Below are 17,214 nucleotides of genomic sequence, written 5' to 3' on the forward strand. Positions count from 1 at the left end.
GGTGGTCCATTCCCTTTTGAGGACAGGTACGGTATAATAAATTTAACTATAAGAAGGAGGAGTATGCTTGCGCCAGGATTTTACCGATTTACTCAGTGATTCCCCTGTCATTGCGGCAGTCAAAGATTTCCGTGGTCTCCAAAAATGCATGACATCGGAATGCATGGTGGTATTCGTACTCTTTGGGGATATCTGCAATATCGGACAAATCGTCCATACCATCAAGGCTGGAGGGAAAATGGCCATTGTTCATATCGATCTAGTGGATGGTCTTTCTACCAAGGATGTAGCTGTGCGTTTTCTCAAAGAAAATACTCAGGCAGACGGAATTATCAGCACCAAAACCAATCTGATCAAACTGGCCCATAGTCTGGGATTTCTCACCATTCAGCGTTTTTTCCTGATTGATTCCATCGCCCTTGGCAATGTCCTGAAGACGATTGACAGTGGATATGCAGATTATGTAGAGATTCTTCCCGGTGTTATGCCCAAGATTGTCAAGCGTATTGCCTCCTATAGCGCGGCGCCTCTCATTGCAGGGGGGCTGATTTCAGACAAAGACGATGTAATTTCCATGTTGCAGGCAGGTGCTACTGCCATATCCACCACCTGCGAGGACGTTTGGTTTATGTAAGCTAAGAAAGAAGGAGATTGAATGAAACAGTATGTCATCGCCCTGGATCAGGGCACTACCAGTTCCCGCGCCATTATTTTCGATAAAGAGCAAAATATTATTGCAATGGCACAAAAGGAATTTATCCAACACTACCCGAAAGAAGGCTGGGTGGAACACGACCCTATGGAGATCTATGCTTCCCAGTACGGTGTCCTCATCGAAGTGCTGGCCAAAAGCGGTGTTAAAGCGGAAGAAATCGCTGCTATCGGCATTACCAACCAGCGTGAAACCGCTATTGTCTGGGATAAAAATACTGGACGTCCGGTATACAATGCCATTGTTTGGCAATGCAGGCGTACCGCCTCTATTTGTGAGGATCTTAAGGCCAGAGGACTGGCCGACTACATACAGAAAACCACCGGCCTTGTAGTAGATGCCTATTTTTCCGGAACAAAGATTAAATGGATTTTGGATAACGTCCCAGGTGCTCGAGAAAAGGCAGAGCGTGGAGAACTGCTTTTCGGCACTGTGGATACCTGGCTCATCTGGAAGTTGACGGAGGGTAAAGTCCATGTGACCGACTACACCAATGCTTCTAGGACCATGATCTACAACATCAAAGACCTTTGTTGGGATGAAAGGATGCTCAAAGAGCTGGATATTCCTGCTTCCATGCTGCCAGAAGTGAGAAATTGCAGTGAAGTCTATGGATATGTCAACATTTCCGGTGACCAGGTGCCTATTGCTGGTATTGCAGGAGACCAGCAGGCCGCTCTCTTTGGTCAGACTTGTTTTTCCAAGGGAGATGCTAAGAACACCTATGGTACCGGTTGTTTCCTGCTGATGAACACAGGAGAAGATATGTATCTGAGCAAAAATGGCATGGTGACGACCATCGCCATTGGACTTGGAGGCAAGGTCACCTACGCTATTGAAGGAAGCGTCTTTGTCGGCGGTGCGGTTATTCAGTGGCTGCGGGATGAGCTACGTTTCATTGTGGAATCCAAGGATTCGGAGTATTTTGCCACCAAGGTACCTGATAATGGAGGAGTCTATGTTGTCCCCGCCTTTACAGGATTGGGTGCTCCCTACTGGGATATGTATGCCAGAGGTTCCATTTTCGGATTGACCCGTGGAAGCAACCGCAACCATATTATCCGCGCCAGCTTGGAATCCATTGCATATCAGTCTTTTGATGTGCTTTCTGCCATTATTGCTGATACCGGCATCGACATCAACGAGCTCAAAGTAGACGGCGGCGCGTCAGCCAATAACTTCCTCATGCAGTTCCAGGCGGACATCATCGGCAAAAGAGTGCGCCGGCCCATGATTCGGGAGACAACAGCACTGGGGGCTGCTTATCTCGCTGGCTTAGCCATGGGGCTGTGGAACAGTCTGGATGAAATCAAAAATAATTGGACACTGGATAAAGTATATGAGCCAAACATGGATGAAGCAACGAAAAAGACGCTGATCGCCGGATGGAGTAAGGCGGTGGGAAGAAGCAGAGATTGGACAAAATGATCCATGTGCCAGGAGAGCCATTGCAAACGTATTTTTATTGTGATATAATAATTTTGTTCTAAAATGTCGGAGTAATGAGAGTCGATACATTTTAGGCCTATTGGGGTTGGCCTAATGTAGCGGCTCTCTTTGTTTTGCTCCCATTTGGAGAAAGAGGGAAGAAACAATCAATTGGAGAAAAGATATCCTCCAAAATTGATGCTGAAAGGATGTCATTATGGTTGATGTAATCATCATCGGTGCAGGTATTGTGGGCTGCAGCCTGGCCTATGAACTTTCCAAATACCAGGTTCAGACGGTGGTACTGGAGAAAGAAAACGATGTAGCCTGCGGAACCACCAAAGCCAATAGTGCCATCGTCCATGCGGGGTATGATCCCCGCCCTGGAACACTGATGGCCAAATACAATGTAGAGGGCAACCGGCTCATCGAAGAAATCGCTAAAAAACTGGATGTGCCCTATAAAAAAGTCGGATCTTTTGTCTTAGCGTTTGACGACACTGATCTTGCTACTGTAGGCACATTATTTGACCGAGGCCGGCAAAATGGTGTGCCTGACCTACAGATTCTCTCCGCAAAGGAGACTTTGGCAATTGAGCCTAACATCAATCCAGAAATTAAGGGGGCGTTATATGCCCCCTCTGCCGGTATTGTCTCTCCGTGGGAGATGGCCATTGCGATGATGGATACCGCTCTTCGTAATGGTGTTAGCCTTTACACCGATTCTCAGGTCACCGCAATTGAAAAAAAACCGGATGGCTACGAGGTTATCTGCGGCGATAAGCGCTATCAAAGCCGCTATGTCATCAATGCAGCAGGTCTTTATTCCGATCAAATTCACAACATGGTATCGGCCCCTGCCTTTACAGTGACGCCTAATAAAGGTGAGTACTATCTCCTGGATAAAAATCAAGGGAATGTGGTCAGCCATGTCATTTTCCAGTGCCCTTCCAAGGTAGGAAAGGGTGTCCTCGTCTCCCCCACCGTCCATGGCAATCTGATCGTGGGCCCCAATGCTGTAGACGCTGATGAAAAAGACGATGTTGGTACTACACGTACTGGCCTGGATTTCGTTATCAAGGCAGCTTCCCGTTCCTGTGACAAGGTGAATTATCGCCAATCGATCCGCAATTTTGCTGGCAATCGTGCATTGACAGAAATTGACGATTTTATTATCGGGGAGGCGCAAGACGCAAAAGGATTTTTTGATATTGCGGGAATTAAATCTCCTGGCCTCACCTCTGCTCCTGCCATTGCCGTGGATATGGTATCCATGCTGGGGGCAGCTGGTCTTTCCCTAGTCAAAAAGGAGGAATATATCGACCGGAGGGAAAAAGTTACCTTCCGTGATCTTTCCCCCCAGGAACGTGCGGAGCTCATTAAAAAAGACAGCCGTTATGGAACAATCATCTGTCGCTGTGAAACTGTAACTGAAGGGGAAATCGTGGATGCCATTCACTCCCCTACCGCTCCCCGATCTGTAGATGCCATCAAGCGCCGTTGCAATGCGGGAATGGGTCGCTGCCAGGGCGGTTTTTGTGGGCCTCGCGTCTTGGAGATACTCTGTAGGGAGCTTGGCCTTGATCCCCGTGAAATTCCACAGGACAAAGATGGTTCCTATATTGTCATGGGTGAGACAAAAACAAGAGGAGGTAACAACTAATGCAATATGATCTTGTCGTTGTCGGCGGAGGTCCTGCTGGATTGGCGGCTGCACTTTCTGCCCATGAAAATGGTGTTAACAGTATCCTCATCATCGAACGTGACCGTGAACTAGGTGGCATCCTCAATCAGTGTATCCACAATGGTTTTGGCCTGCACTATTTTAAGGAAGAACTGACAGGGCCGGAGTACGCCCTTCGTTTTATCGATATGCTGCAAAACACAGGGATCGATATTAAACTTGGCACTATGGTCCTGGATATCGCAGAAGACCGCACCATCCAGGCCATGAACAGTGTCGATGGCTATATGATGATAAAGGCTAAGGCCATCATCTTAGCTATGGGATGCCGGGAACGTACCAGAGGCGCTATTGCCATTCCAGGAGACCGGCCTTCCGGCATCTTCACCGCTGGAGCGGCCCAACGTTACCTCAATATGGAAGGCTATATGGTAGGCAAACGGGTATTGATCTTGGGATCTGGCGATATCGGGTTAATCATGGCCCGGCGTATGACGCTGGAAGGAGCAAAAGTCTTAGCGGTTGTGGAACTTATGCCCTATTCCAATGGCCTTAACCGCAACATTGTTCAGTGCCTTCAGGACTATGATATTCCCCTCTATCTTTCCCATACTATCACCGATATCCAGGGCCATAAACGGGTAGAAAAAGCCATTGTTTCCAAGGTGGATGCCAACAGAAAGCCCATTCCGGGAACGGAAATCGAATTTGATTGTGACACCATTCTTCTTTCAGTGGGTCTGATTCCGGAAAATGAGCTATCCCGTGGCGTAGGAATCCAGATCGATCCCCGTACCAACGGGCCCGTCGTCTATGAAAATATGGAAACTTCCCTAGAAGGTGTTTTTGCCTGCGGCAATGTGGTTCATGTCCACGATCTAGTTGACTTTGTCACCCAGGAAAGTATGCGTGCTGGTAAGGCTGCCGCACAGTACATTTTAGGAAATACTCCAAATCAGAAAAATTTGATTACCGTTAAAAACGGCAGTCATGTCAACTATACGGTTCCTCAGTATATTCGGCCTGACCATGTCGAAAAACTGGTAGAGGTCTTCTTCCGTGTGGATAATGTTTACAGCAATATGCGCATCGTGGTCACATCTGGTGGACAAGAATTATGTAGCTTTAAACGGGAACATATGGCTCCTGGAGAAATGGAAAAAATTGTTGTACCGAAAAAATTTCTTGACGAAGCGAAACAGGATGAAATCACCATTGCAGTAGTCAATCAGGAGGAAGCAAAATGAAGGAACTGATCTGTATTGTCTGCCCCAAAGGATGTCACCTGCGGGTTGACGAGGAAAATGGCTATAAAGTGACGGGCAACAGTTGTCCCAAGGGTGCGGATTATGGTTATAAGGAGCTGACCCATCCCACCAGGGTAATCACCTCTACCGTAAAAATTCATGGCGGCATTCATCATCGTCTCCCTGTGAAAACAAGCTGTGATATCCCCAAAGACAAAATCTTTGATGTTGTCCGATTATTAGACAATGTTGAAGTAGAAGCGCCTGTACATAAGGGAGACATCATCATTGAAAACATTTTAAATACAGGTGCGAATATTATAGCGACCAGAAATATGTAAGTTTTTTGTTAATATTGATTTTTTTTGATTTTTTTAAATATCATGACAGCAGAATACATAAAAATCTATTCTTCTTTGCTTGACGATTTATTTTGTTTTTTGCGGATAAAATATTGTATTTTACATGTAAATGGGCTATAATAATTATGGTACTTGTTGCGGGATGCAATAGGTTATCAATTATTTTATTTGATTACTTCTTATTTCTTCTTCTCAATAAAAGGAGCCGGATGTGTGAAAGCACATTCGGTTCCTTTTATTTTGCGTATTTCTGATCGTTTTGAATAAACAAGAAAAGGATGGAATTCTTCGCAGAAATTCCATCCTTTATCACTCACTTCTTTTTCTTTTGTCCGTAATAAGCATTCTTTCCATGTTTTCTCAGATAATGCTTATCCAAAAGCGCCTGCTGCATGGGAGGATATCCTTCTCCTGCCAGCATCTGTGTATGCCAGGCCATCATAGCAACCTGTTCTAACACAACAGCATTGTGTACTGCCTCTACCGGATTTTGACCCCAAGTAAAAGGACCATGACTATGGACTAGGACCGCCGGTACCATATCTGGATCGATATGCCGTTTATTAAATGTTTCTACGATTATTTTACCTGTTTCCAGCTCGTATTCCCCAGCGATTTGCTGATCGCTCATCAGTCCGGTACAAGGTATGTCACCATAGAGGTAATCGGCATGTGTGGTTCCATAAGCTGGAATATCTTTTCCAGCCTGCGCCCAAATTGTAGCCCAATTGGAATGGGTATGGACAATGGCTCCAAGCCCAGGAAAACTACGATAGAGTTCCAAATGGGTTGGTGTATCCGAGGAGGGATTCAGTTCCCCTTCTACTACCTCTCCTTGAAGATTCACCACCACCATGTCCTCAGGTTTCATCACATCATATTCCACTCCGGACGGCTTAATAACTACAAGGCCTTTTTTCCTGTCAATGGCGGAGACATTTCCCCAAGTAAAGGTAATCAGTCCATAGTGAGGCAGTAACATATTTGCCTCATATACTTGTTTTTTCAAAGATTTGAGCATGAAAAACCTCTTTCTTAACGGTCCACAGCTTTTTTAATCTTTTTTAGCCGCTTCATCACATCATTTCCACCTCTGCCGAAGTAATCATGCAGGATAGAATATTCCGCATAGAGCTGATCGTAAACAGCCACATTTTCCGGAATTGGCTGATAGATCACATCTTTGAGTTTGCCCATTACTTTTGCGGCATCAAATACGCTGTCATAGCCACCCTTTTCTTTACCCGCGGCCACTGCTCCGAAAATTGCAGATCCAAGGGCCGGTCCCTGGGTACTTCCCGCAATTTTTATGGGCATATTGATAATATCCGCATAAATCTGCATAACCATAGGACTTTTCTGTGCAATCCCTCCGGAAGCATAAAACTCTTCGACAGGCACGCCGCTTTCCCGGAAAGTCTCGATAATCTTTCTGGTTCCGTAAGCTGTGGCTTCAACCAAAGCACGATATATTTCTTCAGGCTTGGTAGCCAAAGTGAGTCCTACCATCATTCCAGTAAGATCTACATCTACAAGGCAGGAACGATTGCCATTCCACCAATCAAGGGCCAGCAACCCACTTTGTCCAGGACGGAGAGCTTTTGCTCTTTCTTCCACGTATTGATACACATCTTTATTCTCCGCTTTTGCGGCAGAATAGTACTCGGAAGGCAGACAATTTTCCATAAACCAGGCAAAGTGATCCCCTACACAGGATTGGCCAGCTTCATAGCCAAAATAACCAGGAAGAATTCCATCCTCTACCACGCCGCACATACCCGGTACCTCTTTTTCCACTTCAGAAAGGAGCATGTGGCAGGTAGAAGTACCCATAATTGCCAGCATTTTATCCGGTCCATCAATTTTTACTGCTGGTACACAGACATGGGCATCCACATTTCCTACTGCCACGGCGGTACCTGCCTTCAGCCCCGTCAGTTTCGAAGCAGCCTCAGTAATCTCTCCAGCCTTTTGACCCAAAGGAGTAATGGGACATCCAAGTTTCTCCTCTACAAAGTTTTCCAAACGAGGATCCAACGCTCGATAAAAATCTTTGGAGGGGTAGCCTTTTTTCTTATGCCAAATTGCTTTATATCCCGCGGTACAGGAGTTGCGGGTCTGGACGCCGGTTAACTGCCAAATGACCCAGTCAGCTGCTTCAATAATGAAATCTGTAGCTGCATAGACATCAGGTGCTTCATCAAGAATCTGCCAAACCTTTGGCACTACCCATTCCGATGAAATCTTGCCACCATATCTAGGGAGCCAATCTTCTCCTCGTTTTTCAGCGATTTCATTCAGTTGATTGGCCTTATCCTGCGCTGCGTGGTGTTTCCACAGTTTCACATAAGCGTTAGGATTGGACTGAAATTCCTTCAAAAAGCATAGCGGCGTTCCATCTGCTTTGACCGGCAGAATCGTACACGCAGTGAAGTCAATACCAATACCGATGACATCTTCCGGACTAATTCCAGTTTTTTTCAATACATCCGGTATGGTATGGGAAAAGACATCCAGGTAGTCTTGTGGTTGCTGTAAAGCCCAGTCAACACCTAGCTTTGTGCCATCCGGCAGTTTCTCATCCATGACACCATGGGGATATTCAAACACACTGCTGCCCAGTTCGTTACCTGTCGTAACATCCACAAGAACTGCGCGTCCAGAAAGTGTTCCAAAGTCCACACCAATTGTATACTTTCCCATAATAACCTCCCTTTCGCGGAAATCCGCCTTTTCATAGAATTGTCAGACTGTATCTTGTACGTACAACTCCACATTGTAACTATTGTAATTCGATTTCAAAAAAAGAGCAATAGAGAATATGAATGAAAAAAACTATAAAATTTTTACAGAGTCCCGTTCTACCATTTGCGGTTTCATAACCAACGTCTGATCCTCTTCCGGACGATCAATTAACTTGATGATGCGGTCTGCAGCCTGTTCCCCAAGATGAGCACCCGCATGTGCGACAGATGTAATCCCAATCGACTGAATCGTTGCAAGATTAGAATCGTCAAAACTGACGATGGACATATCATCCGGCACTTTTTTATCATTTCGGGCCAACATGTCCATAAATTTTAACGCAATCTGATCATTGTAGCAGACCACACCTGTGCATCGACTGAGTCGACTCATAATAATTTTGTCAAATTCTCCTGAGAAAAAGCTTTCTACATCTTCTGTTGTATACCATACGACAGAACTGTCATTGAGAATAATTCCAGAGTTTTTCAGCGCTTTTGCAAATCCCGCATATCGGCTATGTCCCTGAATATCATCTGACTTAAATATACCGCCGATCTTTCGGTGACCTGCGTTAATCAAGGTTGAAGCAGCTGTATACCCGCCATACTCATCATCCATAATGACCTTATTACAGGGCAGGGCAGGATAATAGCCATTGATAAAAATATAGGGAATCCCCTGGGCATCAAATTCTTTATAAATATCTAAATTAGGATTGGGCAAAGCGCTTTTTGTCGCTTCTACAATTAGTCCATCAATTCCTTTATCTAAAAGTGAACGGAGCAGTTTTCCCTCGTTTTCAACTTTGTTGTATGTAATTCCTAATGACATACCATAGCCATAGTGGGATAACACCGTATCAATCCCTTTAATAATGCCGGGAAAAATGTAGTCATCAACATAGGTTGTAATGACACCAATATTCATAGTTTTGGGATGGCTTTGAATATTGGAAGAACAAATATAAGTGCCGCTGCCTCTTCTTCTCTCTAAAAGCCCTTCTGCTTCCAAGGCTCCTATCGCCTGCCGCACAGTTTGACGACTGATACCGAATTTTTCTGCCAAAATATTTTCAGAAAGCAGTTTTTCCCCGTTGGCAAAGGTTTTATCCATGATGTTTTTTCTGATCCATTCTCTGAGATAAACATGTTTTGGAACGTTTTTTATGTCCATAATACAACTCACCTCCTGATTGTACTTACATCTTTTCTTATTGTAAATGTTATTTACAGTGAAAACAATTGACAAAACTTATATTTTTTCAGATATTTTTTATATTTTTGATACAAATTTAAAATAAGCTCTTTATATTTATTGCAAAATATCAAATTTTATTCTATTTTTTCCCAAATTTAAAAATAATAAGAAACCGTTATTTGCTTATCGTTGTTTTATTTACTTGTTTTCTAAGAGAAATTGTACCAAATTTTTTTGTGAAATTTTCCAAAAAATCTCCTATATTATTGGGGGCTCCTCATCGTATGGATACGATAAAAAACCCGGGAAACTATTCCCAGGTTTTTTATTTCACTATTCCAATACAATATATTGTCGTATATTTTCAAGGGTCTTTTCTCCGATACCCGACACGTTGACAAGCTCCTCCATGGTTCTTATCACCCCCACAGTGTTACGGTAGTCAATAATTGCTTGCGCTTTTGCAGGCCCAATCCCGGGAATCAGATCCAACTCCTCTTTGGTTGCTGTATTGATATTGATGGGAAAGCTGGCAGTTACACTGGATGTAACATCCGATGACTCATAGACATCTCCTCTTCCATCTGGAAGTTCCTCTGAATCCTCCTCATAGTAATAAAATTCCGGCTCTATCGTGGAGGGGATGGTCGCCACATTAAAGGCCACCAAAAAGATTGACATGACTAAAACTGCGATCAACAAGATCTTCATGTCACGATGATTGCCCATGATCCCACGTCCCATCTACAAATATTAACATCCATATCATACCACATTTTTCGACTATTTTCGATTATAGTATAAAAAAAGAGACGCTCATGCGTCTCTTTTTTACATCAAAGGATATTAAAGGGAAGCTTTTACCTTTTTGGCAATATCTTCGCCCGTCAATTCAAATTGTTTTAAGAGCTCTCCTGCCGGACCAGAATAGCCGAAGCGATCTTTTACACCGATCCGATGGACCTTTACTGGGCAGTTTTCACTGACAACAGAGGCCACAGCTTCACCCAAACCGCCAACAATGCTATGTTCCTCGGCAGTAAAGAGCAGTCCAGTTTCTCGAGCGGCCTTCAGGACAATCTCTTCATCCAAGGGTTTGATGGTATGGATATTGATAACACGGACATGAATCCCCTCATCTTCCAAAATCTTTGCCGCTTTCAGAGATTCCTGAACCATCAGGCCTGTGGCAATAATCGCCGCATCATTGCCGTCTTTGAGCTGGATTCCCTTGCCCAATTCAAAATGATAGTCTGGGCCATTGTTGATGTTTTCTACCGCAAGACGGCCAAAGCGCAGATAAACAGGGCCTTCATGGAGAATGGCAGCTTCTACCGCCGCTTTTGTCTCAGTATCATCACAGGGATTGACCACTACCATGCCCGGAATAGCCCGCATAAGAGCAATATCCTCCAAGCATTGGTGGGTAGCGCCATCCTCGCCTACTGTAATACCCGCATGGGTAGCACCAATTTTTACGTTCAAATGAGGGTATGCGATAGAATTGCGAATAATTTCATACGCTCTGCCTGCCGCAAACATGGCGAAAGAACTTGCAAAGGGAATCTTGCCGCAGGTCGAAAGACCGGCTGCAACTCCCATCATATTGGCCTCAGAAATTCCACATTCATAGAAACGTTCTGGAAATTTTTTCAGGAATACTTCTGTCTTGGTTGCTTTTGCAAGGTCTGCATCCAAAACGACAAGATTTTTATATTTTTCACCCAGCTCAGCCAAAGCGGCGCCATAACTTTCACGGGTTGCCTTTTTTACCATTTCTGCCATTTATTCCACCTCCAAGCTCTTAAGCTGTGCATTCAGCTCGTCCATTGCCTGTGCATACTGCTCATCATTGGGAGCGGATCCATGCCATGCTACATTGTTTTCCATGAAGGAAACGCCCTTGCCTTTGATAGATTTTGCAATAATCACTGTAGGCTTGCCTTGGGTTGCTTCCGCTTGATCTAAGGCAGAAAGGATCTGATCGTAGTCGTGGGCATCAATGGTGATCACTTCAAAGCCAAAGGAGGCGAATTTTTCAGCCAATGAATCGGCAGAATTAGAGTAAGCCACATTGCCGTCAATCTGCAATCCGTTGCAGTCCACAATCGCGCACAAATTATCCAGGCCGTAATTTGAAGCAAACATTGCAGCTTCCCAAATCTGGCCTTCCTGGGTCTCACCATCGCCGATGATGGAGTAAACACGGTAATCTTTATGATCTGCTTTCGCAGCAGCGGCCATACCACATGCCGTGGAGAAGCCCTGACCTAAAGATCCAGTGGACATATCGATACCGGGAGTTCCTTTCATATCAGGATGCCCTTGGAGCATTGCGCCGGGCTTCCGCAGCTTTTTCAGCTCCTCTACCGGGAAATAACCTTTCAGCGCTAAAGCGGCATAGAGGCCGGGAGCACAGTGGCCCTTCGAAAGGACCAGACGGTCACGGTCTTCCCACTTGGGATTTTTCGGGTCAACCCGCATTTTGTAAAAATACAGGCAGGATAACAGGTCAGCAATTGACAAAGACCCACCGGGATGTCCGGATTTGGCTGCATGGACTGCATCCACTGCGTGGATTCTAATTTTACATGCCATGCACTCCAACTGTTTTTTCTCATTTGGTTGCATAAGAACACTCCTTCTGCCACTGATGGCAATAATTTCTGATAGGCTAGATTTCATAGGTATTTTCTAAATATTCAATCAGCTCCGCTACAGCGCCGTCCAAACAATTGCAAAATTGGCGCTCACACAGGGTTTTAATTTCCGGCCGGGAGTCTCCAGGACACACCGGATGCCCCACGCACTTCAGCATCTCCACATCGTTGTCATAATCGCCAATGGCATAGACATTTTCCAATGGGACTCCGTAGAGCTGGGCCAGCTTCGGCATGGCAGTGCCCTTGGTAACATGAGCCGGAAGCATCTCTAAATAGAATGGACCGGTTTGGACAAAATAAACGCCCTCCACCTGCATATGATAAGCATAATCCAGAATTTCAGGCATGACGTCGCCTTCAGAGCCAAACATAATTTTAAAACAGCTACCCGATAATCCCGAAACTCCGTCTACTTTGATATGCTTTAGGAATTCATTATTCAAATGCTGTTGAGTAATACAATTCATACGGGGAATATAAATATCCCTGTCTATATAGACCTCAATGCCGGTACGAGGGAAGCGGTCATAGATTTCCTGGACATACTCCATGGCATGGGGAGGAAGAAAATGGGTGTCGCCAATCTGGTGGGTTGTATAATCATAAATACCGCCACCATTAAAGACAATAGAGGGTCCTATCGGAGGCAATTGATTAACATAATACTGCGCTGAGACAATGGCGCGGCCCGTAGCAATAGCAAAATTTCCGCCTTCATTGATGAACCGTTCAATGGCTACCAAGTTCTTCTTTGGTATGCCCGTCTTCGCAGTCATCAATGTGCCATCCATATCGGTGACAAGCAAGATCTCCGAAAGCTTTGTCATAGGTTCCTTCCTTTCTATCATCTACTCCACAGGTAGGCCTTTGATAAATTGGTCAAAGTAGCTCGGCAATGGAGACGTAAACTCCATATATTCCCCGCTGCGCGGATGAACAAATCCCAAAGTTTGGGCATGGAGGCATTGGCCCTGAAGGCTCTTGATCACCTTTTTAGGGCCATAGACAGGATCGCCGGCTACTGGATGTCCGATATAAGCCATGTGTACCCTAATTTGGTGGGTCCGACCTGTTTCCAACCGCAACTTCAGTTGGGTAAAACCGCGAAAATACTGTACAACCTCAAAGTGGGTAATCGCTTCTTTGCTATTTCTCTCTGTGACCGCCATCTTCTTGCGATCCACTGGATGCCTCCCAATGGGAGCGATCACCTCACCCTTTTCTTCTTTCATGTGGCCGTAGACCACGGCCGCGTAAATACGGGTAAAGGAATGATCTTTTATCTGTTGGGCCAGAGAAAGATGAGCAAAGTCGTTTTTTGCCACCATGAGCAGCCCACTGGTGTCCTTATCGATACGGTGAACGATACCGGGACGCATAACACCACCAATGCCCGATAAAGAGTTCCTACAATGAAAAAGCAATGCGTTGACAAGGGTACCATCATGGTTGCCCGCCGCCGGATGAACTACCATCCCTTTCGGCTTGTTGACAACAAGGAGGTCTTCATCCTCGTAGACAATATCCAGGGGTATATTCTCAGGGAGAACACCCAAAGGAATTGGAGGAGGGATGGTTAATTCCACTCGATCACCGGGTTTCGCCTTGGCGTTTTTAGAAACGACTCTGCCCTCCAATCGCACCTCGCCCGCTTCCATAAGCCTTTGAATACTGGCACGGGACTGATCTTCCACAACATCAGCCAAATACTTATCCAGCCGGACTTCTTCCTCCCCTGCTACCGTCAAAATAATAGTCTCTTTCTCATTCATGAGAAATCACCTGTGAGGTTTCTTTATCCTTCTTTCCGTCAAAAAACAGAATATAGATTACAATAGCAATCATCCCTATGACAACACAACAATCGGCAAAATTAAATACGGGAAAATCTATAAAAGAAAAGTTGAGATAATCTACTACAAAGTGGTTTCCCGCAGCATCTACCCGAAAAATCCGGTCTATGAGATTGCCAACTCCCCCTCCGATGACAACGCTGATCATCCAAATCAAAAAGGGAGACTGAACCTTTTTCATCAACATGAATACAACGGCTGCGATGATAGCAAGGGACGTTACCCCCACCAAGAGCCAAGTATTCCCCGCAAAAAGCCCCCAGGCAGCGCCAGTATTTTCAACATAAACCAGATCGATGAGCCCCGGTATCAGTGTCACTGTGCCGGCGTCCTGCAGCCAGGTTACAGCAAAAAACTTAATAAGCTGATCGATAGCGGCCAAACCAGCAGCTGATAATAACGCAATATAAACCATACGAATATCCTGTCCCTTTCGAATTGATAGCGCAAGGGTAGCATAAATTTGCGGTGTATCTCAAGGAGACACACCGCAAGAAATTATTCTTTGATAATTGAGGCACACCGGCTGCATAAAGTCGGATGCTCTATATCCTGGCCAACAGTATTACTGAAGGTCCAGCAACGTTCACATTTCTCGCCGTCAGCCTTGGAAATAGTGACCTTAAGGCCTTCTACATCCCCTGCAAAATCTCCACTGGGAGTATTCACAATTTCAACAGCGGACACAATAAATGCTGTCGTCAATTCCTTTTCCACGCTCTTCAAGAAGTCATAAAGTTCACCCTCACAGCCCAAGGTAACCTTAGCCTCCAAGGATTTTCCAATAACTTTTTGTTTTCTCGCCAGCTCCAGCGCTTTATTGACATCTTCACGAATATCCTTAATCCGGTTCCACTTGGTCATGAAGGCGCTATCCTCGCTGAGCCCAGAGGTAGAAGGCATGTCATTAAACATCACACACTCGCTATCCTCGCTGTCAAGATGGGGCAAGAATTTCCAGATTTCATCAGCAGTGAAAGCCAAAATTGGAGCCAACATCCGAGTCAGAGCGCTAAGAATACGGTAAATAGCAGTCTGCGCTGCACGCCGGGAAAGAGAATCCGGCTTTTCAACATACAGGCGGTCTTTCAAAATGTCCAGATAGAAATTCGACATATCAATCACACAGAAATTGCGCACTGCATGGTAGATCAAATGGAACTCGAAGTGATCGTAGGCATCGCGCACCTTGCCGATAAGGCTATCCAGCTGGGTCAACGCCCAACGATCCAGCTCAAAGAGCTGATCATCTGCGACCATGTCCCGGTTGGGATCAAAGTCATAGAGATTGCCCAGAATATAACGCGCCGTATTGCGGATCTTCCGATACACTTCAGAAAGCTGCTTGAGAATATCAGGAGAAATACGAATATCCGCATGATAATCAGAGGAGGCAACCCACAGCCGCAGTACATCTGCACCATATTGTTTGATGATATCTTCAGGAACAATTCCGTTGCCCAAAGACTTGGACATTTTCTTGCCTTCTCCGTCTACAACCCAGCCGTGGGTACAAACTGCTTTATACGGTGCTGTACCAAGGGCTGCCACCGAGGTCAACAAGGAGGACTGGAACCAACCGCGGTACTGATCCGCACCCTCTAGATAGAGGTCTGCAGGCCAGCGCAGTTCCTTTCTTTCTTTGAGGACTGCTGCGTGGGTACAACCAGAATCAAACCACACATCCATAATGTCGTTTTCTTTGGTAAAGTGAGTGCCGCCACAGTGCGGACACTTAAAGCCCTCCGGCAGAATCTCATCTGCCTCCTTGGTATACCAGGCGTCAGAGCCTTCTTTTCGGAAAAGATCGGACACCGCTTTGATGCTCTCATCGGTGACAACATGCTCACCACAGTCTGCGCAGTAGAAGATGGGGATAGGAACACCCCAGGTCCGCTGCCGAGAGATACACCAGTCGGAGCGGTCTCTTACCATACCGGTAATCCGATCTTCACCCCAGGCAGGAATCCAATGAATATCTTTGATCGCCTTGTATACATCCTCTTTAAAGCCGTCAATGGAACAGAACCACTGTTCGGTCGCACGGAATAACACCGGCTGTTTACACCGCCAGCAGTGTGGATACTGGTGAATGATCTTTTCGATAGCAAAAAGATGTCCCGTCTCATCCAAATGCTTGGCAATGGCCTTATTGGCCTCATCTGTCGTCAAGCCGGCAAATTGTCCGGCAAGTTCTGTCAACTTACCCTTATCATCCACCGGTACTACAATTGGAATCTCAGGATAATGGTTGACACAAACCTCGAAGTCCTCAATACCGTGTCCCGGGGCAGTATGGACACATCCGGTACCACTTTCCAGGGTAACATGGTCACCCAAAATCACCAGGGAATCCCGATCAATAAAGGGGTGTTCGCAAACCACATATTCCAGCTCTTTACCCTGGATGGATCCTACAATTTCATAATTTTCGATTTTAGCGGCTTTCATGGCATTGTCTACAAGTTCTCTCGCCATGATATAATATTCATCCCCAGCCTTGACTGCACAGTATTCAAAGTCAGGGCCAAGGCAGATGGCTACGTTACCCGGCAAGGTCCAGGTGGTCGTTGTCCAGATCACAAAGTAAGTTTTGGACAGATCCACCCCCAAAGGTGCCATTTTTCCCTTATCATCCTTTACCTTAAACTTAACATAGATGGAATGACAAGGATCCTCCGCATATTCAATCTCTGCCTCCGCCAGCGCCGTAACACACTCAGGGCACCAATATACCGGCTTTAAGCCTTTATAGATATAGCCTTTTTTCGCCATTTCACCGAAAATTTCGATCTGGCGGGCCTCAAATTCGGGCTTCAAGGTCAGATAGGGGTCATCAAAATCCCCCCAAACGCCAAGGCGTTGGAACTGTTTTTTCTGATTTTCTACAAAGGACAATGCAAATTCACGGCAGTGATGGCGGAGGTCTACCGCCGACTTAATATTATTGACGCCGATACTCTTCATTGCCTTAAGTTCGATGGGCAGACCATGGGTATCCCAGCCCGGAACATAAGGAGACTGGAATCCGGCCATATTTTTATAGCGAACAATAAAATCTTTCAGTACTTTGTTAAGCGCTGTACCCAAATGGATGTCTCCATTGGCATAAGGCGGGCCGTCATGAAGCACATACAGAGGTTTCCCCTCATTTTTTTTGATCAGCTTCTCATAACGTTTGTTCTCTTCCCATTCCTTGAGCATCTCGGGTTCCCTCTGGGGCAACGCCGCACGCATCTGAAAATCTGTCTGGGGAAGATTCAGTGTTTGATTATAGTCCTGAGGCATTGGGTATTCTCTCCTTAATATTTTAGGTATCC

Annotated in this window: 15 protein-coding genes; 5 read left to right on the top strand and 10 right to left on the bottom strand. The window is 45.5% G+C overall.

Annotation, left to right across the window (positions count from 1 at the left end):
• Positions 1-67: 67 nt before the first annotated feature.
• The 5 genes from WGC32_RS03940 to WGC32_RS03960 all read left to right on the top strand — a co-directional run bounded on the left by WGC32_RS03940 (position 68) and on the right by WGC32_RS03960 (position 5,412).
• Positions 68-634 (top strand): glycerol-3-phosphate responsive antiterminator, encoded by a 567-nt coding sequence (locus WGC32_RS03940; protein ID WP_342680748.1) that lies wholly within the window; start codon positions 68-70, stop codon positions 632-634.
• A 21-nt stretch (positions 635-655) separates the two neighbouring features.
• Positions 656-2,140, top strand: coding sequence for a glycerol kinase GlpK (gene glpK, locus WGC32_RS03945; RefSeq protein ID WP_342680749.1), 1,485 nt, complete (start codon positions 656-658; stop codon positions 2,138-2,140).
• A 217-nt stretch (positions 2,141-2,357) separates the two neighbouring features.
• Complete coding sequence (locus WGC32_RS03950) at positions 2,358-3,803, top strand: NAD(P)/FAD-dependent oxidoreductase (RefSeq protein ID WP_342680750.1); 1,446 nt, start codon at positions 2,358-2,360, stop codon at positions 3,801-3,803.
• Entirely contained in the window at positions 3,803-5,071 is a 1,269-nt protein-coding gene (locus WGC32_RS03955; protein WP_342680751.1) for an NAD(P)/FAD-dependent oxidoreductase, read from the top strand. Before WGC32_RS03950 ends, WGC32_RS03955 begins: the two co-directional genes overlap by 1 nt.
• Positions 5,068-5,412, top strand: a complete 345-nt coding sequence (locus tag WGC32_RS03960) for a DUF1667 domain-containing protein (protein WP_342680752.1) — start codon at positions 5,068-5,070, stop codon at positions 5,410-5,412. The genes WGC32_RS03955 and WGC32_RS03960 overlap by 4 nt, the downstream gene beginning before the upstream one ends.
• A 334-nt stretch (positions 5,413-5,746) precedes the next feature.
• Here WGC32_RS03960 and araD read toward each other — a convergent pair whose 3' ends face one another.
• The 10 genes from araD to ileS form a co-directional block, all read right to left on the bottom strand.
• Complete coding sequence (gene araD, locus WGC32_RS03965) at positions 5,747-6,454, bottom strand: L-ribulose-5-phosphate 4-epimerase (RefSeq protein WP_342680753.1); 708 nt, start codon at positions 6,452-6,454, stop codon at positions 5,747-5,749.
• Positions 6,455-6,468: 14 nt separating this feature from the next.
• Positions 6,469-8,136, bottom strand: a complete 1,668-nt coding sequence (gene araB / locus WGC32_RS03970; protein WP_342680754.1) for a ribulokinase — start codon at positions 8,134-8,136, stop codon at positions 6,469-6,471.
• Between the two features lie 132 nt (positions 8,137-8,268).
• Positions 8,269-9,354, bottom strand: a complete 1,086-nt coding sequence (locus WGC32_RS03975) for a GntR family transcriptional regulator (protein WP_342680755.1) — start codon at positions 9,352-9,354, stop codon at positions 8,269-8,271.
• A 357-nt stretch (positions 9,355-9,711) separates the two neighbouring features.
• Entirely contained in the window at positions 9,712-10,107 is a 396-nt protein-coding gene (locus tag WGC32_RS03980) for a ComEA family DNA-binding protein (RefSeq protein WP_342680756.1), read from the bottom strand.
• Between the two features lie 117 nt (positions 10,108-10,224).
• The gene (locus WGC32_RS03985) at positions 10,225-11,163 is read right to left on the bottom strand and encodes a transketolase family protein (protein WP_342680757.1); all 939 of its coding nucleotides are present in this window, start codon (positions 11,161-11,163) and stop codon (positions 10,225-10,227) included.
• Positions 11,164-12,009: a 1-deoxy-D-xylulose-5-phosphate synthase N-terminal domain-containing protein gene (locus tag WGC32_RS03990; protein ID WP_191482229.1), complete on the bottom strand. Its 846-nt coding sequence runs from the start codon at positions 12,007-12,009 to the stop codon at positions 11,164-11,166.
• Between the two features lie 43 nt (positions 12,010-12,052).
• Positions 12,053-12,868, bottom strand: a complete 816-nt coding sequence (locus tag WGC32_RS03995) for an HAD-IIB family hydrolase (RefSeq protein WP_342680758.1) — start codon at positions 12,866-12,868, stop codon at positions 12,053-12,055.
• A 21-nt stretch (positions 12,869-12,889) separates the two neighbouring features.
• Entirely contained in the window at positions 12,890-13,813 is a 924-nt protein-coding gene (locus tag WGC32_RS04000) for an RluA family pseudouridine synthase (RefSeq protein WP_342680759.1), read from the bottom strand.
• Entirely contained in the window at positions 13,806-14,309 is a 504-nt protein-coding gene (gene lspA / locus WGC32_RS04005) for a signal peptidase II (RefSeq protein WP_191482226.1), read from the bottom strand. The genes WGC32_RS04000 and lspA overlap by 8 nt, the downstream gene beginning before the upstream one ends.
• An 83-nt stretch (positions 14,310-14,392) precedes the next feature.
• On the bottom strand, positions 14,393-17,182 hold the full coding sequence (gene ileS, locus WGC32_RS04010; RefSeq protein WP_342680760.1) for an isoleucine--tRNA ligase: 2,790 nt from the start codon (positions 17,180-17,182) through the stop codon (positions 14,393-14,395).
• Between the last annotated feature and the right edge of the window lie 32 nt (positions 17,183-17,214).

Origin of the sequence: Zongyangia acetica (genome assembly GCF_038739695.1) — a bacterium.
GTDB lineage: Bacteria > Bacillota > Clostridia > Oscillospirales > Ruminococcaceae > Zongyangia > Zongyangia gallinarum.

What these genes read in the sequence shown, in the direction of transcription:
- glpK (WP_342680749.1), top strand. Translation starts at nt 656, where the DNA reads ATGAAACAGTATGTCATCGCCCTGGATCAGGGCACTACCAGTTCCCGC.
- WGC32_RS03960 (WP_342680752.1), top strand. Translation starts at nt 5,068, where the DNA reads ATGAAGGAACTGATCTGTATTGTCTGCCCCAAAGGATGTCACCTGCGG.
- araD (WP_342680753.1), bottom strand. Translation starts at nt 6,454, where the DNA reads ATGCTCAAATCTTTGAAAAAACAAGTATATGAGGCAAATATGTTACTG.
- lspA (WP_191482226.1), bottom strand. Translation starts at nt 14,309, where the DNA reads ATGGTTTATATTGCGTTATTATCAGCTGCTGGTTTGGCCGCTATCGAT.
- WGC32_RS03985 (WP_342680757.1), bottom strand. Translation starts at nt 11,163, where the DNA reads ATGGCAGAAATGGTAAAAAAGGCAACCCGTGAAAGTTATGGCGCCGCT.
- WGC32_RS03995 (WP_342680758.1), bottom strand. Translation starts at nt 12,868, where the DNA reads ATGACAAAGCTTTCGGAGATCTTGCTTGTCACCGATATGGATGGCACA.
- WGC32_RS03975 (WP_342680755.1), bottom strand. Translation starts at nt 9,354, where the DNA reads ATGGACATAAAAAACGTTCCAAAACATGTTTATCTCAGAGAATGGATC.
- WGC32_RS03980 (WP_342680756.1), bottom strand. Translation starts at nt 10,107, where the DNA reads ATGGGCAATCATCGTGACATGAAGATCTTGTTGATCGCAGTTTTAGTC.
- araB (WP_342680754.1), bottom strand. Translation starts at nt 8,136, where the DNA reads ATGGGAAAGTATACAATTGGTGTGGACTTTGGAACACTTTCTGGACGC.
- WGC32_RS03950 (WP_342680750.1), top strand. Translation starts at nt 2,358, where the DNA reads ATGGTTGATGTAATCATCATCGGTGCAGGTATTGTGGGCTGCAGCCTG.
- ileS (WP_342680760.1), bottom strand. Translation starts at nt 17,182, where the DNA reads ATGCCTCAGGACTATAATCAAACACTGAATCTTCCCCAGACAGATTTT.
- WGC32_RS03990 (WP_191482229.1), bottom strand. Translation starts at nt 12,009, where the DNA reads ATGCAACCAAATGAGAAAAAACAGTTGGAGTGCATGGCATGTAAAATT.
- WGC32_RS03955 (WP_342680751.1), top strand. Translation starts at nt 3,803, where the DNA reads ATGCAATATGATCTTGTCGTTGTCGGCGGAGGTCCTGCTGGATTGGCG.
- WGC32_RS04000 (WP_342680759.1), bottom strand. Translation starts at nt 13,813, where the DNA reads ATGAATGAGAAAGAGACTATTATTTTGACGGTAGCAGGGGAGGAAGAA.